General features: G+C 46.3%; 20 protein-coding genes. 6 read left to right on the top strand and 14 right to left on the bottom strand.

Going from position 1 to position 22,094, the window contains the following annotated elements:
* Positions 1-2 precede the first annotated feature (2 nt).
* The 10 genes from rsmB to BUB28_RS12545 all read right to left on the bottom strand — a co-directional run bounded on the left by rsmB (position 3) and on the right by BUB28_RS12545 (position 10,556).
* Positions 3-1,295, bottom strand: a complete 1,293-nt coding sequence (gene rsmB, locus BUB28_RS12590) for a 16S rRNA (cytosine(967)-C(5))-methyltransferase RsmB (protein WP_072951903.1) — start codon at positions 1,293-1,295, stop codon at positions 3-5.
* The gene (locus tag BUB28_RS12585) at positions 1,295-1,969 is read right to left on the bottom strand and encodes a zinc metallopeptidase (protein WP_072951902.1); all 675 of its coding nucleotides are present in this window, start codon (positions 1,967-1,969) and stop codon (positions 1,295-1,297) included. The genes rsmB and BUB28_RS12585 overlap by 1 nt, the downstream gene beginning before the upstream one ends.
* Before the next feature lie 10 nt (positions 1,970-1,979).
* Complete coding sequence (gene fmt, locus BUB28_RS12580) at positions 1,980-2,909, bottom strand: methionyl-tRNA formyltransferase (RefSeq protein WP_072951901.1); 930 nt, start codon at positions 2,907-2,909, stop codon at positions 1,980-1,982.
* Complete coding sequence (gene def / locus BUB28_RS12575) at positions 2,906-3,376, bottom strand: peptide deformylase (RefSeq protein WP_072951900.1); 471 nt, start codon at positions 3,374-3,376, stop codon at positions 2,906-2,908. Before def ends, fmt begins: the two co-directional genes overlap by 4 nt.
* Positions 3,377-3,395: 19 nt before the next feature.
* The gene (priA, locus tag BUB28_RS12570) at positions 3,396-5,846 is read right to left on the bottom strand and encodes a replication restart helicase PriA (protein WP_072951899.1); all 2,451 of its coding nucleotides are present in this window, start codon (positions 5,844-5,846) and stop codon (positions 3,396-3,398) included.
* Positions 5,846-6,055 carry a DNA-directed RNA polymerase subunit omega gene (rpoZ, locus tag BUB28_RS12565; protein ID WP_072951898.1) on the bottom strand — a complete coding sequence of 70 codons (210 nt, stop codon included), beginning with the start codon at positions 6,053-6,055 and terminating at the stop codon, positions 5,846-5,848. The genes priA and rpoZ overlap by 1 nt, the downstream gene beginning before the upstream one ends.
* Positions 6,048-6,653, bottom strand: coding sequence for a guanylate kinase (gmk, locus tag BUB28_RS12560; RefSeq protein WP_072951897.1), 606 nt, complete (start codon positions 6,651-6,653; stop codon positions 6,048-6,050). Before gmk ends, rpoZ begins: the two co-directional genes overlap by 8 nt.
* Positions 6,646-6,903, bottom strand: coding sequence for a DUF370 domain-containing protein (locus BUB28_RS12555; protein ID WP_072951896.1), 258 nt, complete (start codon positions 6,901-6,903; stop codon positions 6,646-6,648). The genes gmk and BUB28_RS12555 overlap by 8 nt, the downstream gene beginning before the upstream one ends.
* Positions 6,904-6,907: 4 nt before the next feature.
* Entirely contained in the window at positions 6,908-7,786 is an 879-nt protein-coding gene (locus BUB28_RS12550; protein WP_072951895.1) for a YicC/YloC family endoribonuclease, read from the bottom strand.
* Positions 7,787-7,967: 181 nt separating this feature from the next.
* Entirely contained in the window at positions 7,968-10,556 is a 2,589-nt protein-coding gene (locus BUB28_RS12545; RefSeq protein WP_072951894.1) for a glycoside hydrolase family 48 protein, read from the bottom strand.
* Between the two features lie 581 nt (positions 10,557-11,137).
* Here BUB28_RS12545 and BUB28_RS12540 point away from each other — a divergent pair.
* Genes BUB28_RS12540 through BUB28_RS12525 form a run of 4 tightly spaced genes read left to right on the top strand, consistent with a single transcriptional unit; the run spans position 11,138 to position 15,793 of the window.
* Entirely contained in the window at positions 11,138-12,175 is a 1,038-nt protein-coding gene (locus tag BUB28_RS12540) for an ABC transporter ATP-binding protein (RefSeq protein ID WP_072951893.1), read from the top strand.
* Position 12,176: 1 nt separating this feature from the next.
* Complete coding sequence (locus BUB28_RS12535) at positions 12,177-12,911, top strand: ABC transporter permease (protein WP_072951892.1); 735 nt, start codon at positions 12,177-12,179, stop codon at positions 12,909-12,911.
* A 6-nt stretch (positions 12,912-12,917) separates the two neighbouring features.
* Positions 12,918-14,423, top strand: a complete 1,506-nt coding sequence (locus BUB28_RS12530; protein WP_072951891.1) for a GldG family protein — start codon at positions 12,918-12,920, stop codon at positions 14,421-14,423.
* On the top strand, positions 14,423-15,793 hold the full coding sequence (locus tag BUB28_RS12525) for a DUF4340 domain-containing protein (protein ID WP_072951890.1): 1,371 nt from the start codon (positions 14,423-14,425) through the stop codon (positions 15,791-15,793). The genes BUB28_RS12530 and BUB28_RS12525 overlap by 1 nt, the downstream gene beginning before the upstream one ends.
* A 33-nt stretch (positions 15,794-15,826) precedes the next feature.
* Here the strand turns inward: BUB28_RS12525 and BUB28_RS12520 are convergent, their stop codons facing one another.
* A complete protein-coding gene (locus BUB28_RS12520; RefSeq protein ID WP_072951889.1) occupies positions 15,827-16,105 on the bottom strand; it encodes a sporulation transcriptional regulator SpoIIID in 279 nt (92 codons plus the stop codon).
* Positions 16,106-16,262: 157 nt separating this feature from the next.
* Between BUB28_RS12520 and BUB28_RS12515 the strand changes: the two genes are divergently transcribed.
* Positions 16,263-16,703, top strand: a complete 441-nt coding sequence (locus tag BUB28_RS12515) for a SpoVA/SpoVAEb family sporulation membrane protein (protein ID WP_072951888.1) — start codon at positions 16,263-16,265, stop codon at positions 16,701-16,703.
* Between the two features lie 695 nt (positions 16,704-17,398).
* The gene (nifJ, locus tag BUB28_RS12510) at positions 17,399-20,926 is read left to right on the top strand and encodes a pyruvate:ferredoxin (flavodoxin) oxidoreductase (RefSeq protein WP_072951944.1); all 3,528 of its coding nucleotides are present in this window, start codon (positions 17,399-17,401) and stop codon (positions 20,924-20,926) included.
* Between the two features lie 309 nt (positions 20,927-21,235).
* Here the strand turns inward: nifJ and BUB28_RS12505 are convergent, their stop codons facing one another.
* Genes BUB28_RS12505 through BUB28_RS17505 form a run of 3 tightly spaced genes read right to left on the bottom strand, consistent with a single transcriptional unit; the run spans position 21,236 to position 21,991 of the window.
* Positions 21,236-21,661 (bottom strand): DUF2178 domain-containing protein, encoded by a 426-nt coding sequence (locus BUB28_RS12505; RefSeq protein WP_072951887.1) that lies wholly within the window; start codon positions 21,659-21,661, stop codon positions 21,236-21,238.
* An 11-nt stretch (positions 21,662-21,672) separates the two neighbouring features.
* Positions 21,673-21,879: a helix-turn-helix transcriptional regulator gene (locus BUB28_RS12500; RefSeq protein ID WP_028516074.1), complete on the bottom strand. Its 207-nt coding sequence runs from the start codon at positions 21,877-21,879 to the stop codon at positions 21,673-21,675.
* Positions 21,869-21,991, bottom strand: coding sequence for a hypothetical protein (locus tag BUB28_RS17505; RefSeq protein ID WP_278291193.1), 123 nt, complete (start codon positions 21,989-21,991; stop codon positions 21,869-21,871). The genes BUB28_RS12500 and BUB28_RS17505 overlap by 11 nt, the downstream gene beginning before the upstream one ends.
* Positions 21,992-22,094: the final 103 nt, after the last annotated feature.

Genomic DNA, 22,094 nt, shown 5'->3' with positions numbered 1-22,094 from the left:
CCTTACTTTTTTCTGAATTTTGCTATAAAGAAGCCGCTGCCGAATTTCGGCGGCATAAGTGTTGCCATAGTGCCGAAACTCTCTCCCATAAGCTCGGGAAGCTCAACTGCTTCAAGCTCGGGGTGTTCGCGGAGAAGTCTTTCGCAGACCTCCTCGTTTTCGGCTCTGCGCACCGTACAGGTGGAGTAGACGAGAGTACCGCCCTTCTCCAGATAGTTGAGCGCATTGCACACTATTTTATATTGTATATCGGGGAGCCCCGCAAAGTCTGAGATATCCTTGTACTTTATCTCGGGCTTGCTGCCGATGACTCCCAGTCCCGAACACGGGACATCGCAGAGTATCTTAGTGAATTTCGGCAGGTCGGAGTTGAATACAGTTGCGTCCCCTGCTGCCGCTTTGATATTGGTGAGTCGGAGTCTTTCCGCGCCCTTGCGTATGAGCTCGGCACGTTTTTCGTGAAGGTCAAAGGCGTATATCTCGCCCTTGCCGTTCATAAGCTCCGCCATTGTAAAGGTCTTGCCGCCCGGAGCTGCGCATATATCAAGGACTCTGTCCTGCTCGTCAGGAGCAAGTGTTTCGCAGCAAAGCTGTGAGGCAAGTCCCTGAACATGGAAATATCCCTTTTTAAAAGCCTCTGTAGCGGTAAGGTCGCCGTTTTCAGCCGTGTAACAATATTCTCTCAGCCTTTCGGCTTTAATATTGCCGAGTGCTCCGTGAAATTCTTCCTCATTACATAATAACGCATTTCTGCGCAGATATGTGACACTCTTTTCAAGAGAATTTGCAAGAAATTTCTCCGCCCTATCTGCACCGTAGTCATCTGTGAGACTTTTCACCAGCGGTACAGGTGCGGAATACTTCACGGACATGGCTTCAATAGCTTTTTTCGGAAGCTTTATCTCCTTGCCGCCCCTTATAAAATTGCGCAGAACAGCGTTTACCATGCCCGAAGCACTTGTCTTGCGGAATTTCTTCGCAAGTGCTACGCTTTCGTTTACGGCTGCGTTATCGGGAACGCTGTCCATATACATTATCTGATAGATACCGCAGCGCAGTATATTGAGGATAATGCTGTCAAGCTTTGCAACGGGACGTGAACTGAGTCCGCCGATGATATGGTCAAGAGTCAGCTTGCGCTCTATGACTCCATAATAGATAGCAGAGCAAAGCTTCTTTCCCCTGTCGTCAAGGTCAGAGGCTTTAAGACCGCTGTCAAGCTGGAGGTTTGAATAGCTTCCGCCCGAAAAGGTCTTGTCAAGGAGCTTTACCGCAAGGTATCTGGGGTCTGTCATTATCTTCTTCTGACAGATGCAAGGAGTCTGAGAAGCTGAATGATAGATGATACGAGAGCTGCAACATATGTGAGAGCTGCTGCTGTGAGCACCTTCTTAGCCTGAGGTACCTCCTGCATCTCAAGGATATTATCCTGTTCAAGTGTCTTTAATGCTCTGTTGCTTGCGTCGAACTCACATGGAAGAGTTACTATCTGGAAAAGTACAACTGCTGCAAACATAGCGATAGATACATATATAAGAGTTGTACCGATAGTCATCTGTGCGAGTAAGCAGCCGATAATAAGCACAAAATACCATAAACGTGAGCAGATATTTGTTAAAGGAACTATCTTGCTTCTTATTACGATAGGAGTGTAGTTCTCAGCGTGCTGACAGGCATGACCGCACTCGTGTGCAGCTACGCCGATAGCAGCAACAGAAGTCTTGCCGTAGCAAGAGTCTGAAAGTCTTACTACGTTTGCTCTCGGGTCGTAGTGGTCGCTGAGCTCGCCGCTGATATGCTCGATACTTACATGAGAAAGACCGTTTGCATCGAGTATTTTTCTTGCAACTTCATCAGCAGTAAGACCTCTTGAATTTCCGACCTTGCTGTACTTGTTGAATGTGAGCTTAACGTTTATCTGCGCGATGATAGGCAGCAGAATCATTATTAAAATCAATAAGATATCCATAATTTCCTCCTTATCCGAGAAGCTCTCCCTCTGTAAGCTTTTTGCCTCTGAGGAAGTCTTCTGTGTTCATACGTTTTTTGCCCTCAGGCTGGACCTCGCGGAATATTACCGCACCGCCGTCGCCGCACTTTACTGCAAAGCTCTTTGTGTCGACGATAGCACCGTTTTCAGCATTGGGGTACTTTTTATCGGAAAGCTCTGATCTGAATACCTTCAGACGCTTGCCTTCAAGCATTGCAAATCCCGTAACACCGCGGATAGTATTGTGTATATCCGCAGCAGGCTTTGAAAAGTCAAGCGCACTCATTTCCTTGCGTATCATAGGCGAATAGCAGCTAAGGCTATCGTCCTGCACCTCGGGGTGAAGGTCGCCGCTTTCGATAGCTTTTAAAGTTTCTGCAAGGACCTCGCCGCCCATGTCGGAAAGTCTTGCGTAAAGCTCCTCATAGGTCTCGTTTGCGCCTATCTCGGTGCTTTTCTTGATGAGCATATCGCCTGTATCAAGCCCCTCGCTCATCTGCATGGAAGTAACACCTGTTTCCTTCTCGCCGTTGAGTATTACCCAGTTGATAGGAGCTGCGCCCCTGTATTTCGGCAGAAGTGAAGCGTGTATATTCACACAGCCATGCTTCGGGAGTTCCAGTACCTCCTTCGGAAGTATCTGTCCGTAGGCGGTAACTACTATAAGCTCGGGAGCTATCTCACGTAATGTCTTCATAGCCTCCTCTGCGTCCTCGCCCTTTCTCAGTGAAAGCGGCTGGTATACAGGTATATCGTACTCCTGTGCAGCAGCCTTTACAGGCGTAGGTATGAGCTTATATCCTCTTCCCTTAGGTTTATCAGGCTGAGTGAACACTGCTGCTATCTCGTGTCCGCTCTCTGCAAGAGTACGCAGGCACGGCACAGCAAAATCAGGTGTTCCCATAAATACTATTTTCATTTTTTCGGCTCCTCTGGTACAAAGAATTCTTCGACTATTTCTGTAAATATATGACCGTCAAGATGGTCGTTCTCATGGCAGGTACACTGTGCGCCAAGCTCTGTGAAATCACGCTCGAACCAGTTTCCGTTCCTGTCCTGAGCTTTAAGGTGGCAGCTCATGGGTCTTGTTACATAGCCCCATACATTCGGGCAGGAAAGGCAGCCCTCCTGCACACGCTGCTTGCCTTCTTTTTTGGTGACCTCGGGATTGATAGCCTCCACGATGTCGTTTTCATCAAGATGCATGATGAATATTCTGCGGCATAAGCCTATCTGCGGAGCAGCCAGACCAACGCCCTCGGCTTTGTTGAGAGTCTCGTGCATATCATCGAGAAGCTGTGCAAGCTTTTCGTCAAACTTCTCCACAGGCTTGCATACCTTGTGGAGCACTTCGTCCTTATCGGTTAAAATTCTTCTAAGTGCCATTTTATCCTATCCTTTTCTCTCATACGCCCACATCGCCGTTCATATCGGCGTAAAGGGCTATACCTTTCATCTCTTTCAGCTTTGCCGACTCTGTAAGGATATCACTGATATATCCCCTCATTTCGGCGTTGTTCTTGCATTTCATTATTATCCTGTAGCGGTACTTGCCGTTTATCCTGCCATATGAGCATCTTACGGGTCCAAGCACACGCACGGGTGTTTTCGGCTGAAGCTCCCTGAGCTTATGGTTCATAAGTCTCAGAACAGCGTCTGCACCGACTTTTACTGTAAAGTCCTCTCCGCCTGCAAAGCAGAAAATGCACATATCGCACAGCGGCGGAAATATCATTGCGCGGCGTATGGCTATTTCTTCATTGTAGAAGCCCTTATAGTCCTGCGCAGCCGCAAGATTCATAATGTAGTGCTCGGGAATGAAGGTCTGCAATATGGCTCTGCCCTTTCGCTCGCCGCGTCCGCCTCGTCCCACCACCTGAGTGATAAGGGAGAAGGTACGCTCATAGCTTCGGAAATCCCCTGCATAGAGAGCCTTATCCACCGAAAGTACACCTACTAGCGTAACATCGGGAAAATCCAGTCCCTTGCCTATCATCTGAGTACCTATCATTATGTCGTATTTACCCTCGCGGAAGTCCTTGAAGCTCTTCTCATAGGAATACCTCGAAAACGTGGTATCAGCGTCCATACGAAGGATACGGGCACTCGGGAAGAATGTGGAAAGCTCCTCTTCAAGCTTCTGCGTACCGAAGCCCATGTTTTTAAGATGCTTCGAGCCGCAGGAAGGACACTCCTCAACAGGGTCGCTGACATAGCCGCAGTAGTGGCACATCAGCTTGTTGTTTTTCTTGTGGTAGGTCAGCGGCACCGAGCAATTCGGGCAATACAGCGGCTGATAGCAGTCGCAGCAGCTTATGATAGTGTGATAGCCGCGCCTGTTCAGAAGCAGTATGGACTGCTCGCCGTTTTTAAGGTTAAGGCTTATCTCCTCCGCAAGTCTGCGGCTGAATTCCGTGCGGTTGCCTGCCTCGCGCTCAAGGTTCATATCAATTATACTCACCTCGGGAAGCGGTGCATTGCCGTACCTTTCCTTCATTTCAAGAAGCCTGTACGCTCCCCTTTCGGCGAGGTAATAGCTCTCGATAGAAGGCGTAGCCGAAGCAAGCAGAAGTACACAGTTATGATATGCACATCGCTGCTTGGCGATATCATGTGTCATATATCTGGGAGAGCTGTCCGATTTATAGGAGCGCTCGCCCTCCTCATCTGTTATAATGAGTCCGATATTATTCAGCGGAGCAAAAACCGCGCTTCTCGTACCAATTACGATATCCGCGTCGCCCCTTTTTATTCTCTTGTACTCGTCAAGTCTCTGACCAAGTGAAAGTCCGCTGTGTATAACAGCTACTCTCTCACCGAAAAGCGACCGAAATCGCTTCAGTATCTGCGGCGTAAGACCTATTTCGGGAATGAGCAGCATTGCCTGCCTTCCCATTTTTACAGTGTCGTCTATGAGCTTTTCAAAGACCGATGTCTTACCGCTTCCCGTTACGCCGTGAAGCAGGAACACCGCAGGTTTTCTCTCGAAAAGCTGAGCAAGCACAGCATCGTGTGCTCTCTGCTGTTCGTCTGAAAGGACGATATCCTGCGGACTTCTTTTCTCCTCCGCATCGCCCTCGACCCTTCTCAGCACTTCTGCTTCGTACTCCTCGGCTGCTCCGTTTGCGCAAAGACGCTTCACTACCGCTTCGGTGACTCCGCACATATACGCAGCCTCTCTTACCGCAGCAGATCCGAATTCACTGAGGAAATCCGCAACCTTTTTCTGCTTTGGCGTAAGCTCAAAGCTCTCGGGAGCACTCATATACTTTTCTGACAGACGCACCATTCTCACAGCCGCGTCCCCTACAGCCTGCCTGAAAACGTTGTCCGAGTCCAGAGCACCTGCATCGCAAAGCTCGTCGGGAAGATGTCTGCCCTTATCTATTATATGCTTCTCTATCAGTTCATTCAGCTCTTTACTGCCTGCCGTACCCGAAAGTATTTCCAGCAGATTTGCAGCCTCGGGACTGAGAGAAGATATATCCGTGAAATTCTTAACAAGCCTGAACGTTTCTTTCGCGCTCACGCTCATTGCAGGCGGGAGCATAGCTTTTACCGCATCAAAATAGGTGCAGAATGTATGCTCTCTCACATACAGGGCAAGTCTGAGAAGCTCCTCCGAGATAACAGGCTCATCGTCCACAAGTGACACAAGGGATTTAAGCCCCTTTTTTTCGCCCTCGGTAAGCTTCATCACCACTCCTATCCTGCGTTTGTTCCCCTTGCCGAAAGGCACAAGCACCCTGCATCCGCAGGCGATGCTCTCTCTCAGCTTATCGGGAACAGCATAGCTGAACAGCATATCAAAGGAATAGGCTGTTCCGCTGACTGCGGTCTCCGCAATAAGGGGCATTACTCGTTGTTCTGAGGAATAGTGCTTACTATCTTGCACTTTCCGCTTGCAAGCTCCTCAACAGCTGTCTTTACAGGCTTCTCCTCAAGAGTCTCGCCGTTCTCGTAAAGCTCCTCCGAGATCTGTCTTGCACGCTTTGCAACAGCGATAACGAGCGAATAACAGCTCTCATTCTTTGTGATGATCTGATTTACTGCCGGTCTAAGCATTTTTAAGCACCTCTTCTATAATATCGCCCGAAAACTCCTTTTTAAGCTGTTCTCCGCGTATGACCGCAAAGAAGTCGCTTACAGCGTCCTCAAGGGCGTCGTTGACAATGATGTAATCGTATTTTTCAGCCTGTGAGATCTCCCACGCAGCCTTTGAAATACGTTCCTCTATGACCTCATCGGTCTCTGTGCCGCGCTTTTTCAGACGGCGGCGAAGCTCCCCTATTGAAGGCGGAACTATGAATATAAACAGTGCGTCGGGACGCTTTTCGCGTATCTTCATTGCGCCCTGAGGCTCTATTTCGAGAATAACATTGAGTCCCTTTTCGAGTCTGCCGTCAACCTCGCTGGAAAGAGTTCCGTAAAGGTTCTGACAATACTCGGCGTGTTCGATGAACTTTCCGTCAGCAATACGCTGTTCAAAGTCCTCACGGGTAAGGAAGTGATAATTCACACCGTCCTTTTCACCCTCTCGCGGAGCTCTTGTAGTCGCCGAAACAGATACTGCGAAACGCTCGTCCTTCAGTATCTCCTCCAGCATTGTACCCTTTCCGCAGCCCGAGGGAGCGGAAAATACAATAAGTCTGCCTTTATTCATCGTCGTCAGTTCCTCCTGAACCGTTTATTCTTGCAGCAAGAGTTTCAGTAATGAGTGATGAAAGGATAATATGACCGCTGTCCATTATCATTACGGCTCTTGTTTTTCTTCCGTAGGTCGCGTCAACAGCTCTGCCGTCGTCGCGTGCCTCCTGTATAAGGCGTTTTATGGGGGCTGACTCGGGACTTACGATAGTAACTATCCTGTCAGCTGACACCATATTTCCATAACCTATATTTATAAGCTTCATGGTATTACTCTACATTCTGGATCTGCTCGCGTATCTTCTCGATCTCAGCCTTCATATCGACTACGACCTTTGTGATATTAAGATCCTGAGCCTTGGAACCGATAGTATTTACCTCGCGGTTCATTTCCTGCACGATGAAATCAAGCTTTCTGCCCACTGCGTCATCGCCCGACACCATATTCTCAAGCTGTGAGATATGGCTGCGGAGTCTTACAGTTTCTTCGTCAACGGCTATCTTCTCAGCGAAAACAGCTGCTTCCGTAAGGACTCTCTGTTCATCTATGTCCTTGCCTTCAAGGACTTCGCTGAGCTTCTTGTAAAGTCTGTTTCTGTAATTTTCAACAGTCTGCGGTGAAAGCTCCTCCACCTTTGAGACCATTTTAAGTATGCCCTCAGCCTTTTCGATAATATCGGCTTTAAGGCGTTCGCCCTCAGTCTGGCGCATTTCTACGAATTTGCCTATAGCCTCTGAGGCTACCTTTGAAACATCTCCCCATACCTGTTCCTCGTCGTCGGGAGTTTTCTGTATATTGAATATATCAGGGAGCTTAATAAGCTTTGAGAGTGTGATATCGTCCTCTACGCCAAGCTCATCTGCAATGCTTCTGAGTGCGTTGACATAGCCCTCAGCCGCGCCCTTGTTTATAGCGATCTCGGTATCTTTGCCTTCGATATTGTTGATAGTTACGGATACTTCAACCTTGCCGCGTGAAATGCTTGTTTTGAGCAGAGCCTTCAGCTTTTCATCTATATAGCTGTAGGTTCTGGGAACTCTTGACGAATATTCATAATATCTATGGTTAACTGAACGGATCTCCACAAGGATATCGCGTCCATTAAGTATCTGCTGCGCTCTTCCGTAGCCTGTCATACTTCTAAGCACCCTATCGCCTGCTTTCTTAGGAATATTTTTTCGCATAAAAATGCTATTATAATATTATATCATTATTTACAGTAAAATGCAAGCTTTTTTCGGAAAATATTGGGAGAGCAGAATAGTATCCGAAAATAAAAAGCTGCACGGAAAACCGTGCAGCTTTAAACATCTTATCTCTAAGTAATAATTACTTAGTAGGATCAAGTGATGTGATCTTGTTGAGGAGGAAGTTCTGAATACGAACTGCATCCTGAGTTGTGATACCCTTGCTTGATGTATCAACGTCAGCGTTAGCCTTACCCTGTGCTGTGATAGCAGACTTGTCTGAGCCGCCCTCACCGTACTTGTTCGGGTTAGCAAGGCTCTGCATGATAAGAACGATATCGGACATATCTACATCGCCGTCGCAGTTAGCGTCACCCCAAACTGTTACAGTAGGTGTAACATTAGGAGCTGTAGTTACAACTGATGTAGTTGTAACAGTTGTTGTTGTAGTTGTTGTCTCAACAGGCTGTGTAGTTGAAACAAGTGGCTTAACCTCAGGATAGAGAAGTGCCATTGTACCGTAAGCAACTACAGCGTCACCAGCGTGCCAGAATCTGTGATACCGGAACTGGTAGTCGCCACAATCAACTGTGCCGTCGCCATTGTTATCTTCGCCTTCGCCATCGTAGTACTTCTTGCACTCCTGCCACATCTTATCCTTCTCGTAGCTCTTACGGATTGATGAGAATGTAGCGTTTGGCTCAAGCTTAGAACCATCAGGCATTGTTCCCTTGTAGTAATCAGGAATATATACCTTCTCTTCGTATACTCTCTTGAGGCTTGGGTTAGAGTCAGTAAATGTGATACCGATCTCGTCACGGCCTTCCTGATACTGAGCTGTAAGGAGTCTGTTAGCAAGATAGAGAGCCTTCTGCTCAACAGTTGTACCTTCCTTTGATGCATACTCAGGATCAACATTCTTAGCCTTAGCATAGTACATAAGTGTGTTACAGAGTGAGGATACGCATCCCACGTCTCCCTGACCGTAACCGCCGATCTTACAAGTAAGCTTCTGGTTACCGTTCTCATCGTATGTACCTGTCCATGTATCAGGTGTGCAAGAATAGTCTGTATCCTTTGAACCCCAGTCAAGAGTTGATGGGATAGCATATGTATGAGTATTGCCGGCATCGTCTACATAGTCGAACTGTGTATTCTTCTCGAACCAGCCAACCCATCTTGTGAGGAGCTTGTCGAGAGCTGTCTCGAGGTCAAGACCACCGTATGTCTGGTTGGACTTGTCGCCGTTTGTTACTACATAGTAGTAAAGCTCGGCAAGACGCTGTGTTGACCATACCTGGTTACCGATCCAGTGGTTTGAACCTGGGTCAGCGTATACAGGATGTGGAACGTAAGCCATCTTATAGAATGTAGCATGGCCTGAAGGATATTCCTCGTAACGACCTCTCCAGCTGTTTGTACAACCACCAGCGAAAGGACCGTCAACAGACTGGAGCCACTGATACATTTCGATCTGTCTCTTGAGAGACTCTGTATAGTCATCTGTAGCGCCCTTAGCCTTCATACCACTGTTGATAGATGAATCATAGAGAAGACCATAAGCAGCAAGTGGGTTCTGATAGAACTGATGTGAGTGTGAGCAGCCGATCTGCCAAGCCCAGCCGTAGTTGCCGTAGCTTGCCTTGAGAGCTCCGCCCCAAGCAGTATACCAGCCCATGAGGTAGTGCTGACCGCCGTTGCCAGACTCAGCTGAGCTTGTGAGTCTTGTCTTTTCGTCGATCTTCTTGTAGTACTTATCAAACATATCGTTACGGCACTGGTCACCCATCTTACCTGCGAGAGCAGATACAGAAGAATCACCTGCGTTGTACTGGTTTGCAAAGTATACAGCGTGGATACAACGATCCTCAGCGTCAGGAGCGTTTGTGAATGAGTACTGTGAAGGAACCTTGTCCTTACCATTGAAGATAGCCTTGATACCGTTACCGTTATCCTTATCCTTGCTTTCCATACCCCAAAGGAGTTCTTCAAGACAAGGAGCAGGAACTGTCTCGAAACAAGACTCCTGTTCGCCTCTCTGGAATGTATTGATAAATGTGAACTTGCCCTCGCCGTCTGTGCCCTTGCTGAATCCATACCAGTCATCAACGTCAGCGAGCCAGTTCATGAGGTAGTAACCTTCGTCACTGCTGTAAGCAGACTTGAATGTCTCATAAAGTGGGTTAGCAGCCTTACCGCCTTCCTGCTTTGCAGGGTAGTCACTTGGCTGATCGCACTCTTCTGATGAGTCAGCCTCTACCTTTGTCTGCTCCCAGAATGAACCGTAATCGATATCAGATCTGCCGTGAGCCTTTGACCAACCAGGGATCATAGCCTCCATTGTGTTCCAAGCCTTCTTCAGGTCGCCCTTAGAACCGCTGATAACATTCTTTTCAGCAAGAACATCGTGCATAGCAGCCATCCATACGATGTATGACATAGCTTCTGATGTTGTCTCGTGACCGTAGTCAGGAGCCTCAACGATGAATGTTTCTACTGAATGATAAGGAATACCGAATCCAGAACCATTTGTCTGTTTGCTAAGGTAGCCGTTCTCTATACCGTTTGTTACAACGTCTTCATAAAGTGACGAGAACATCTCAGCATAAGTAGTTTCCTTTGCATAGCTTGAAATCTCAGCAGCTGAAGCAATTGAAGGAAGAACTGCTGTTGCGGACATTGCAGCTGCAAGAATGCCAGCTGCGAGAGCCTTATTCTTTTTGCTTATCATTTGTTTTTACCCCTCTCGTAATAATATAGTGGTTAAAAATGGATTTTACCCCCCTAAGGTTCGCACTTTCGGGGGTGCATACGAAAATACTTCGTACACTGTGTGTATTTTCACGCAGACTACACACAATTCTCAAACTATTTTCAAGATAATTATATTCTACAATTTAGTTTGTGTCAACAGTTTACATCGTTTTCACATTTGAGCAAAGTCATTTTTGGTGCAATGCACACAAAGCTAAAAGCTTTTTTGTACAATTTGTCTACCGCTGAAAAGAGCTAAAAATCGGATATGCTAACTAATTATTAATAAATCATATTTTAAAACAATCTCTTTCAACATTCATCTTACCCACAATAAACTCTCACAAAATCCTCACACTTTCGCTATAAGATTTACCTGTCACTTTACTTGCAGAGCAACCGCGCAAATACGTAACAGCGCCTTGAATTAACATTTTATTCATATTTTATTCATCTTGTGTTAATATTATTCTGCGATAATATAGCAGTATGCTATGATGAGATAATAGCACCTGTTTTTTTGATAAAATTGATTTATTGATCGGAAAGGAGCAGCTCATGATTAATATTGAAAATCTTACGAAGTATTACGGCAGCAACCGTGCTGTAAATCATATAAGCTTTACAATAAATGATAATGAGATCCTCGGTTTTCTCGGACCCAACGGCGCGGGAAAATCAACAACCATGAACATGATCGCAGGTTATCTGCCCATGTCGGACGGAACCGTGACTATCTATGGTGCAGACATAACCAAAGATCCCGTAAAGGCAAAGCGGAATATCGGATATCTCCCCGAGATACCTCCTGTTTACCCCGATATGAAGGTAAAAGAGTATCTCTCCTTCTGTGCAGGTCTGAAAAGAGTCCCCCGCGGTGAGCGCAAGAGCGAGATCGAGCGCGTTATGGGACTTCTTAAAATCAAGGACGTTTCGGGAAAGCTTATCCGCAACCTTTCAAAGGGTTATAAGCAGCGCGTGGGATTTGCTCAGGCACTTCTCGGCAATCCCAAGTTTCTTATCCTTGACGAGCCTACCGTTGGTCTCGACCCTAATCAGGTGGCAGAGGTGCGTGCCATAATCAAGGACCTGAAAAAAGAGCACTCCGTCATTTTCAGCTCACATATCCTCAGCGAGGTAAGTGCTGTATGTGACAGGGTAATAATCATCAATAAGGGTGACATAAGAGCTATCGACACCATTGAAAACCTTGAGAAGTCATTCGCTACATCTCTTGTTCTCCACATCAAAGTCAAGGGCGACAAGGATCTGGCTGCTTCTATAATAGGTATGACCAAGGGCGTAAAGGAAATAAAAAAGATCGAGGACGAGGGCAGCAGCATCTTCTCCTTCACTGTTGATCTTGAAGGTGACTCCGACGCTGTCAGAGACGCTATCATGTCCGACTGTCTCAAAAACGGCATAAGCATACTTGAAATGTTTACGGACAAGCCTAATCTCGAAAACGTATTCATCGAGCTTATCAACCGCCCCGCAAAGAAAAACGGACTTCAGGAGCTTCTCGACGAGATGCCCGACGAGTCTGAAAAAACTGCTGAAACTACTGAAACTACTGAAACAAAGGAGGAAGAGTAAGATGTTTCCTATTTATAAGAAGGAGCTGCAATCATTCTTCTACACTCCTTTCGCTTACGCTTTTGCAGCACTCTTCATGCTGCTGTTCTCTCTCAGCTTTTCGATCGGTATATCCAATCTGGAGGGAACCAACACATGGGCATTCTCTTTCACGGAGATGTTCTATTCCGTAATCATCTATTTCATATTCCTTATACCTATCCTGACTATCAGGACCTTTGCCGAGGAACGCAAGAACGGTACAGAGGTACTGCTGATGACATCACCTGTCAGCGTATTTAAAATAGTAATGGCAAAGTTCTTCGCAAACGTTACCGTTTACATTTTCATGCTTCTCGGAACAGCCTTCTTCCCTATCCTCACAGCAATGAAGGGAGAGGTCATCGTAAGCCAGCTCATTTGTGCATACATAGGTATCTTCTTCTGGGGAACCATGTATATCGCAGTCGGTATGTTCATATCATCGCTTACCGAGTCTCTCCTGCTGGCATTCATCATTGACGAGATCATAATGTTCGTGCTTCTCTTCGTTGACGACTTTTCAAACACACCTTTTATCGCACAGTACCCAAAGATACAGTCGGTAATATACGCATTCGCAGCACAGCCAAGATTTGCATACTTCTCTGAGGGCTTCATTCGTCTTTCCGACATGGTATTCTTCGGCTCTGTAATAATAGTTTTCCTCGCATGGACATACATCTCCATCGAGAAAAGACGTTGGAACAGGGGGTAAGCTGATATGAAGAAGAAAAAGAACTTTACCAATACCATAGCCTTCATAATGGCAATACTTGTACTTGTTGTATTCATACCGATAAACCTTATCGTAAGCTTTTACGACAAAGGCTATGATATGACACCTTCAAAGAAGTACACCCTCAGCGACAAGACAAAGCAGCTCATCGCTGACAATTCCGACAAGCATATAGATATCTACTATCTCTCAAAGCTTGCATACTTCCATGAAGCCGAAGCCTCGGAATTTCTTCCCCTTTATCATACTCTCACTCAGCTTGACGAGTATGACAATATCAAACTCACCTGCTTCGACCCAAATGAAAATGCTTCACTCGCAAGCAGCCTTGACCCCGAGGGCAATCTCGGTACAAAGGAATGTGATATCTTTGTAAAGTGCAACAACGTTACAAAGAAGATAAGCGCCTCAAAGGTATTCCAGAAGTCCTCAAAGGGCGAAAAGCAGTACGCAGGCGAAGAGCTCCTTGCAGCAGCTATCTCCATTTGCTCAAGCGGTTCTCTCCCTACAATATATTTCCTTACAGGTCACGGAGAAAAGTCTATAAACGACAACTTCTCAATATACGCAAACCAGCTCAAATCCAAGGACTACGATGTTCAGGAGCTTGACCTCGACAAGGCAGGCGTTATCCCAGACAACGCAAAGATAATCTATCTTGCAGGTCCTCAGAAGGATATCACAGACAAGGAAAAGGATCTCCTCAACGAGTACGCAGACAACGGCGGTTCACTTTCCTTCCTCATCGACCCATGCGACACAAAGGGACGCTTCTACAACATAGAGAACGTAATGGAAAAATTCGGACTTATCCTCGATTACAACTACGTTACCGAGTCTCTGCCAGCTAATATGCTCCACGACAGAGACGATAAGCAGGTCGAGAATTACTTCCGTGTTGAGTACCCCGCAGGTTCAAGATACAACGACGAATTCACTCAGGACATTACCTCTGACCTTAACGAGCTTATCAGTCAGGGTGCATATGTCGCAGGTATCGCAAATACACGAAGCCTTACCGAGATCCCCGAGGACAGCTTCCCCGGCGCTGCTTACACAGAGCGTTCATCTATTGTAAAGAACGTATCGGATGCAGGCAACTACACAACAGTCAGCAAGGCAATGGGCGGCGACAACATCACCGCACAGCAGGCAAATGATCTCCTCAGCGGAATGGACCTTGACTTCGGCTACTATTCATACAATAAGACTACAGGCGGCAAAATGATCGTATTCGGTACAACATCTATAATCGACAGCGATGTTATCGCGCCTTCCATAAGCGGTACCAATATGCTTGCTACCTTCAGCAACACATGGCTCTACGACAGCGATATACAGTTCGGTATAGGAAACAAGTTCAACTCCTACGACCACATTGCCTTTAAGGATAACAAGGAAGCAACAACTGTTATCGCCTTGGTTTACGTTATCCCGGCTCTCCTCGCTATCATCGGTGTAGCTGTATGGCTTAAAAGGAGACATTCCTGATGAAAAAAATAATTATCGCGCTTATCGCCCTTGTTCTCATGGCAGGTGCTTCCATCGGATTTTACCTTGCCGCAAAAGATCACAAGGACAAGACAAAACAGCAGGCAAAGGAAGAGCTTGCAGAAAATGTGCTCTTCAATTTTGACCCCTACAGCCCTACAAAGATAGTTTTCTCAAAGGGCAGCGAGTCATATACCGCCGAAAAGACCGACGATGTATGGACTCTCAGCAATAACGAGTTTGCTCTTGACCAGGACTACTGCCAGCTCGTATGCACTTATCTTTCAGACCTCAAAGCCGCTACCAATTACGGTGCTGTAACAGATGAAAAGCTCGCAATGTACGGTCTTGACGCTCCCGATAAGATAGAGTTGACAAATCCTTCGGGCACACACACCATATGCATAGGCAGCGAGAGCCCCACAGGCGAATATTACTACGTCACCGTTGACGGCAAGAAGAATGTCTATGCCGTTGACGCAAAGCACGGAAGTGTGCTGAAGCTTGACAGGCTTCTCCTCAAGGACAAGATGATCGTCCCCTATTCGCTTTACGATATCAAGCAGATAACCACCTATAAGGACGGCAAGGTGCTCTGCGACCTTACACTTGATACAGACACTCAGATGTGGTCACTCCCTAAGGAGTACTCCGATATTGAACTTGACCAGACTGCCGTAACAGCCGCTCTCAACAACCTCGTTCGTCTCGAAGCAGAGGAAATGCTTGACGAAAAGCTTGACGACCTTTCAAAATACGGCTTTGACAAGCCATACGGCGATGTAGTCGTTAAGGGAAAAGACGGCAGCGAGCATCACATTCTTATCAGTGCAAACGAAGACGATCCCACATACTGCTTCGTGCTTATAGACGATGAACAGGTCGAGCTTTATTACAAGGATGACCTTGACATCGCACAGGCTCTCCCGTATAATTACATCGTACGCAATTATGTTTCGGCAAGTTCGACCAACGTAAACAGTTTCAAGTTCAGCTATATGGGCAACACCGACACCTGCGAGGTCGATATCTCGAATATGAAGTGCAAGTACAACGGCAAGGACGTTGACTTTGGTCCCACAGAGAACTACGTTGCTTTCAACAACTTCTTCACTGCATTATCAGTACTGAAATTCACAGGCACAGACGTTAACGCAAAGCCTGAGCTCAAAGATCCGTTCATGACAGCCGAATACAGCTTCAATGACGGCAAGACCATGAAGATAGACCTTGTCAAGGGCGAGGATACAAATTATTATGTATTCCGCGACGGCAAGTACATCGGCGCTTACGTTGACGAAACTTCACTGACAGGAAGAAACTCAGTCAGCGAGTTCTATATCAAGTTCAAAAAACTTGCAGGCATATAAGTAATAAAGCAGCATCGAAAGATGCTGCTTTTTCTATCTGTATATATTATTCTTCCTGTGACAGGCTATTTCGGCATATTTCCGCTTGGTAGCCAGACCTCCGCGGATATGTCTTTCCTTCTTGTTTATTTCGAGTATGTCCTTCACTTTTTCGTACAGCTCAGGATCCTCCTGCTTCAGCCTTTCGCTTACATCTTTATGTACTGTGCTTTTTGAGATGCCGAAGTTCTTAGCAGCACCGCGTACAGTAGTCCTGTTTTCGATAATATACCTTCCGAGCATGACCGCACGCCCTTCTGGCTGTGTTTTCAAACATATCACCTCTTTCTCTTTCGTTTATTAATGTATATGCCGAAGAGAGAAATGATATGAAACTAAAAGCGCTGTAAACAACGCACCAAACGGCTTTGAACACAGTTATGAATATTACATGGTCATCAACACATAATAAAGCAAAGGAGTTGATACTATGAAAATAACACCCGAGCTTTACAGCGATATGACGCGGCAGGCTTCGCCAAAGTCCAATTCTAAAATAAATATCCCCTTTGCATTTATCGTGGGCGGAGCCATATGTGCTCTCGGTGAGATAATACTCTCATTGCTGCAAGCCTACGGACTCGACCGCACAGAAGCAGGCACATGGACCTCCATAATACTTGTGGGACTCAGCTCTGTGTGCACAGGTCTCGGCTGGTACGAAAAGCTTGCAAAGCACGCAGGCGCAGGAACTCTCGTACCTATCACAGGCTTTTCAAACGCAATAAGCTCCTGCGCTGTCGAGGCGAGATCAGAAGGTCCCATACTTGGCGTAGGAGCAAAAATATTCACTATTGCAGGTCCCGTAATACTTTTCGGCTGCTCAGCCGCAACGCTGTACGGGCTCATATATTACTTCGTAACCCTGTAGGGGCTGGCGTCCTCGACAGCCCGTCATTAAATAGTGATTACTGAATAGAGAGCAGCGAGTAGTAGGGGCGGATATTATCCGCCCGCAAGCCGTTATCCCTTAGCCGCCCGCCAATAAAAGTGCCGTAAGGTGAAGTACAATTAACTGCTTTGAAAAGAGTGAGCGAGTTTACGAGCGACAACGTGGCAAGCGCTCAAGCCGGCTCAGTTTGCGCTGACAAAAAAATAAGCAAGGTAAAAACCTTGCTTGTTTTAGATAAACAGATGAAAATAAATATGTGTAGAACAAAAGAAAGGAGACAACAAAACGAGTGTTAATAATTAAAGATTATTTAACACTGTAGTTATTATACCTTATTTCCGACTTTCCGTCAAGTATAATCGCCAACTTTTGTTATTATGCACAAGTTTACCCCAAACTTATACAACAATTTTTACAATACTTATTTTTTTATCCTGACACTTGTACAAATTAGCATTTTCCCAATTGCCAAAAGTTTGTCAAATTCATTGGAATATAGGCAAATTGCGCAAAATACGCTTGATAACTTTGTATCACAGAGCAAAAAAAGGTGTTTACAAAAAATATGTTTTGTGATATAATAGATACCGTAGTTATACATGGTTAACGCTCGTCCCGTTAAACATTCCTATAACCTAAATTTAATACTATTTTAGGAGGTCATTCCTATGGCAATCAAAAGAAAAATGAAAACAATGGACGGTAATAATGCCGCTGCATATGTTTCTTATGCCTTCACGGAAGTTGCCGGTATCTATCCGATCACACCTTCCAGCCCGATGGCAGACTATGTTGATCAGTGGTCTGCTCAGGGTGTCAAGAACATTTTCGGCACTACCGTTAAGGTTGAGGAGATGCAGTCAGAAGCCGGTGCAGCAGGTACTGTTCACGGTTCTCTGAACGCTGGTGCTCTTACCACAACTTATACTGCTTCACAGGGTCTTCTCCTCATGATCCCGAATATGTACAAGATCGCCGGTGAGCTGCTTCCTTGCGTATTCCATGTTTCTGCACGTTGCGTCGCTTCTCACGCACTGAACATTTTCGGTGACCACTCCGACGTTTACGCTTGCCGTCAGACTGGTTTTGCAATGCTCGCTGAGACAAACCCACAGGAAGTTATGGATCTCGCTGCTGTTGCTCATCTCGCATCGATCAAGAGCCGTGTTCCTTTCATCAACTTCTTCGACGGTTTCCGTACATCTCACGAGATCCAGAAGATCGCCGTATGGGATTACGAGGATCTGAAGGAAATGTGCGATATGGACGCTGTAAAGGCATTCCGTGATCGTGCTCTTAATCCTGAAAATCCAACAATGCGTGGTTCTCACGAAAACGGAGATATCTTCTTCCAGCACCGTGAGGCTTGCAACTCCTACTACAATGCTGTTCCTGCTATCGTTGAGGAATACATGGGCAAGGTAAATGCAAAGCTCGGCACAGACTACAAGCTCTTCAATTACTACGGTGCTCCTGATGCAGAGCGCGTTATCGTTGCAATGGGTTCTATCTGCGACGTTGCTGAGGAAGTTATCGACTACCTTAACAAGAAGGGTGAGAAGGTCGGTATCGTTAAGGTTCGCCTGTTCCGTCCATTCTCAGCTGAAAAGCTCGTTGAGGCAATCCCTGCAACAGCTAAGACAATCGCTGTACTCGACAGAACTAAGGAGCCAGGCTCTCTTGGTGAGCCACTTTACCTCGATGTAGTTGCTGCTCTCAATACTACAGGCAGAACTGGTATCAAGGTAATCGGCGGTCGTTACGGTCTCGGTTCCAAGGATACTCCTCCTGCATCTGTATTCGCTGTTTATGCAGAGCTCGCTAAGGCTGATCCTAAGCCACAGTTCACACTCGGTATCGTTGACGATGTTACAAACCTCTCACTCGCTGAGGAAGATGCTCCTAACACAGCAGCAGAAGGCACTATCGAGTGCAAGTTCTGGGGTCTCGGCGGCGACGGTACTGTTGGTGCAAACAAGGACTCTATCAAGATCATCGGTGACCACACTGACAAGTACGTTCAGGCATACTTCCAGTATGACTCAAAGAAGACAGGCGGTATCACTATCTCACACCTTCGTTTTGGTGACAAGCCTATCAAGAGCCCTTACTACATAAACAAGGCTGACTTTGTTGCCTGTCATAACCCATCATACATCCTCAAGGGTTACAAGATGGTCAACGACGTAAAGCCGGGCGGTGTATTCCTTATCAACTGCCAGTGGAAGCCTGAGGAGCTAGATCAGCACCTCACAGCTGATACAAAGCAGTATATCGCTAAGAACAATATCCAGCTCTATCTGGTTAACGCTATAGACCTTGCACAGGAGATCGGTCTTGGCAAGCGTACAAATACAATTCTCCAGTCTGCATTCTTCTCACTTTCAAAGGTTCTTCCTGAGGCTGAGGCAATCGGCTACATGAAGGAGAAGGCTCAGAAGTTCATGAAGAAGGGTATCGAGATCGTTCAGATGAACGAGAAGGCTATCGACGCAGGCGCAAATGCTTACGTTAAGGTAGACGTTCCTGCTGAGTGGGCAAATGCTGTTGATAATTCCGCACCTGCTAAGCTCGAGGGCCCAGAGAAGCTCGTCAAGATGGTTGACGGCATCATGAACCCTGTAGGCAAGATGCTCGGTGATACTCTCCCTGTTTCTGCATTCACAGATCACGTTGACGGTACATTCGAGCAGGGTGCTTCTGCATACGAGAAGCGTGGCGTAGCTGTTATGGTTCCTGAGTGGAATCAGGATACTTGTGCAAAGTGTAACAAGTGTTCATTTGTCTGCCCACACGCAACAATCCGTCCATTCGCTCTTACTGACGCTGAGGTTGCTGCTGCTCCTGAGAACATCAAGATCGCTCCTAAGCCGATCGTAAAGACAGAGTACAAGTACACACTTGCTGTTTCTGCTATGGACTGTATGGGTTGCGGCGTATGTATCGGTGTCTGCCCAACTAAGTCACTCAAGATGGTTCCAAGAGAGTCACAGGAGCCACAGCAGGCAGTATTCGATTACTGTGTTGCTAAGGTTACAGAGAAGACAGATGTAGCAACAGACGCTACTGTTATCTCCAGCCAGTACAAGAAGCCTCTCCTTGAATTCTCAGGTTCATGCGCAGGCTGTGCTGAGACTTCTTATGCAAGACTCATCACACAGCTCTTTGGTTCAAGAATGTACATCTCCAACGCAACAGGATGTTCTTCAATCTGGGGCGGTCCTGCTGCTACTTCACCATACACTGTTGATGCAAACGGCCACGGTCCTGCATGGGCTAACTCACTGTTCGAGGACAACGCTGAGCACGGTCTCGGTATGTATCTCGGTCAGAAGGCAATCCGTGAAAGACTCATTGAGGAAGTAAAGGAAATCGCTGCAAGCGATAAGGCATCTGCTGAGATCAAGGCAGCTGCTGATGAGTACCTCGCAACAGTTAACGACGGCGCAAAGAATACAGCTGCAACAGCTGCACTCGTTGCTGAGCTCGAAAAGTGCGACTGCAAGTGCGATAAGAAGGCAGATATCCTTGAGAACAAGAACTACCTCTCCAAGAAGTCCGTATGGATCTTCGGCGGCGACGGTTGGGCTTACGATATCGGATTCGGCGGTCTTGACCACGTTCTCGCTACAGGCGAAGATGTAAACATCATGGTATTCGATACCGAGGTTTACTCAAATACAGGCGGACAGGCTTCCAAGTCCTCTAACATCGGTCAGGTTGCACAGTTCGCAGCAGCAGGTAAGGCAATCGCAAAGAAGCGTCTTGCTGATATCGCTATGAGCTACGGTTACATCTATGTTGCACAGATCGCTATGGGTGCTGATATGAACCAGACACTCAAGGCAATCAAGGAAGCTGAGGCTTATCCGGGCCCATCACTCATCATCGGCTATGCACCTTGTGAGATGCACTCTATCAAGGGCGGTATGACTAACTGTCAGTCTGAGATGGAGAAGGCTGTTAAGTGCGGCTACTGGAACAACTTCCGTTATGATCCTCGTCTTGCTGCTGAGGGCAAGAACCCATTCCAGCTCGACTCTAAGGCTCCAACAGAGTCTTATCAGGACTTCATCATGAACGAGGCTCGTTACAGCGCACTCACACGTTCATTCCCAGACCGTGCTAAGGAGCTCTTCGAGAAGGCAGAAAAGACTGCTGCTAACCGTTACGAGTACCTCACAAAGCTCGCTGAGAAGTAATTCTTCGCAGAGAAGCTTTACGGTGAAGACTGATTTAAGCGGAATATTTCCACTTTATAATTAACGTGCACATACGAATATAAAATTACTCCCCGATACGAACAGGTATCGGGGAGTTTTTATATCATAGCAAAGTATATTGCTTTCAGTTTCGCTCTCTGAAAAAGTGCTCACAGCTGATTAATGTGTAATATGCTCAGACGAACATAAAAAACACCCGAAGTTCCGCTTCGGGTGTTTCTTTTGGCATAAATATGTTCTCTTAATTTCACCGAAATTATACATCAGATTTTGCCAATTTGTTTTGATTCACATTTTACTGTTATAATACGCACTTAAAGCACCATTGACCACGAAAATGAACGCAAGACATACCGAAAGTGTGCAGCTCACAGTTACGCTTATGAAGTTAGCTATTACGGTTGCTAACGCGATACCGATTATAATGGCATGAAATGAAGCATTTGCCGCTTCTTTGGTAATTTGGATGTTTCTTTCATCAGTATTCCTTATATATATCTGCTTTAGCATCTCATCATTTTTGAGTGCCTTTCTGATTTTTATTATATTGCAGAAAGAAATAGCAAACAACGCCCCCAATAAACCGCTTGTTGCATTAAATCCGTCATTTGCTTTGCCGAATATGGTCAGCAGCAGCACTCCCGCTGCGCAGATTCCCGAAAACAAGTAATATACCCTTATTTTCTTCTGTAATGTTATCTTGAACTCCTCCATAACTTTCCTCCTTAGAGATTTTCCTCGCCCTCGAATATGAACAGCTCCTCGATAGTAACGCCGAAGAACTGCGCCGCCTTGTGAGCGAGAGTGAGGGACGCATTGTATTTTCCGTTTTCCAGTGATATTATAGTCTGCCGCGTGACGCTGAGCGCGTCGGCAAGCTCCTGCTGCGTGACCTTTCGGGCTTTTCGCAGCTCCTGAATCTTATTCTTCATGTTTATTCTCCTTTTCAGCCCTGTCTCTGCAAACACTGAAAACTGCAATGGCTGTAGCTATTGTTATCCACGGCAAAGCCGCCTCTATAAAATTGTGTATATTTTCAATCATGATGACTCCTCCTTTTGATATAAAGCGAGCTTTACTTTTTCTGTGATTATAGTATAGCACACTTTACATTTTTTGTCAAGTCAGCTTTACATATTTTTATAAT

Source organism: Ruminococcus flavefaciens (assembly GCF_900143025.1).
In the GTDB taxonomy this organism is placed as follows: domain Bacteria; phylum Bacillota; class Clostridia; order Oscillospirales; family Ruminococcaceae; genus Ruminococcus; species Ruminococcus flavefaciens_I.
This window is presented reverse-complemented; position numbering and strand designations above follow the sequence as displayed.

What these genes read in the sequence shown, in the direction of transcription:
- BUB28_RS12585 (WP_072951902.1), bottom strand. Translation starts at nt 1,969, where the DNA reads ATGGATATCTTATTGATTTTAATAATGATTCTGCTGCCTATCATCGCG.
- def (WP_072951900.1), bottom strand. Translation starts at nt 3,376, where the DNA reads ATGGCACTTAGAAGAATTTTAACCGATAAGGACGAAGTGCTCCACAAG.
- gmk (WP_072951897.1), bottom strand. Translation starts at nt 6,653, where the DNA reads ATGAATAAAGGCAGACTTATTGTATTTTCCGCTCCCTCGGGCTGCGGA.
- BUB28_RS12555 (WP_072951896.1), bottom strand. Translation starts at nt 6,903, where the DNA reads ATGAAGCTTATAAATATAGGTTATGGAAATATGGTGTCAGCTGACAGG.
- BUB28_RS17505 (WP_278291193.1), bottom strand. Translation starts at nt 21,991, where the DNA reads ATGATTGAAAATATACACAATTTTATAGAGGCGGCTTTGCCGTGGATA.
- BUB28_RS12535 (WP_072951892.1), top strand. Translation starts at nt 12,177, where the DNA reads ATGTTTCCTATTTATAAGAAGGAGCTGCAATCATTCTTCTACACTCCT.
- BUB28_RS12545 (WP_072951894.1), bottom strand. Translation starts at nt 10,556, where the DNA reads ATGATAAGCAAAAAGAATAAGGCTCTCGCAGCTGGCATTCTTGCAGCT.
- rsmB (WP_072951903.1), bottom strand. Translation starts at nt 1,295, where the DNA reads ATGACAGACCCCAGATACCTTGCGGTAAAGCTCCTTGACAAGACCTTT.
- BUB28_RS12525 (WP_072951890.1), top strand. Translation starts at nt 14,423, where the DNA reads ATGAAAAAAATAATTATCGCGCTTATCGCCCTTGTTCTCATGGCAGGT.
- BUB28_RS12505 (WP_072951887.1), bottom strand. Translation starts at nt 21,661, where the DNA reads ATGGAGGAGTTCAAGATAACATTACAGAAGAAAATAAGGGTATATTAC.
- priA (WP_072951899.1), bottom strand. Translation starts at nt 5,846, where the DNA reads ATGCCCCTTATTGCGGAGACCGCAGTCAGCGGAACAGCCTATTCCTTT.
- rpoZ (WP_072951898.1), bottom strand. Translation starts at nt 6,055, where the DNA reads ATGCTTAGACCGGCAGTAAATCAGATCATCACAAAGAATGAGAGCTGT.
- BUB28_RS12540 (WP_072951893.1), top strand. Translation starts at nt 11,138, where the DNA reads ATGATTAATATTGAAAATCTTACGAAGTATTACGGCAGCAACCGTGCT.
- BUB28_RS12530 (WP_072951891.1), top strand. Translation starts at nt 12,918, where the DNA reads ATGAAGAAGAAAAAGAACTTTACCAATACCATAGCCTTCATAATGGCA.
- BUB28_RS12515 (WP_072951888.1), top strand. Translation starts at nt 16,263, where the DNA reads ATGAAAATAACACCCGAGCTTTACAGCGATATGACGCGGCAGGCTTCG.
- fmt (WP_072951901.1), bottom strand. Translation starts at nt 2,909, where the DNA reads ATGAAAATAGTATTTATGGGAACACCTGATTTTGCTGTGCCGTGCCTG.
- BUB28_RS12500 (WP_028516074.1), bottom strand. Translation starts at nt 21,879, where the DNA reads ATGAAGAATAAGATTCAGGAGCTGCGAAAAGCCCGAAAGGTCACGCAG.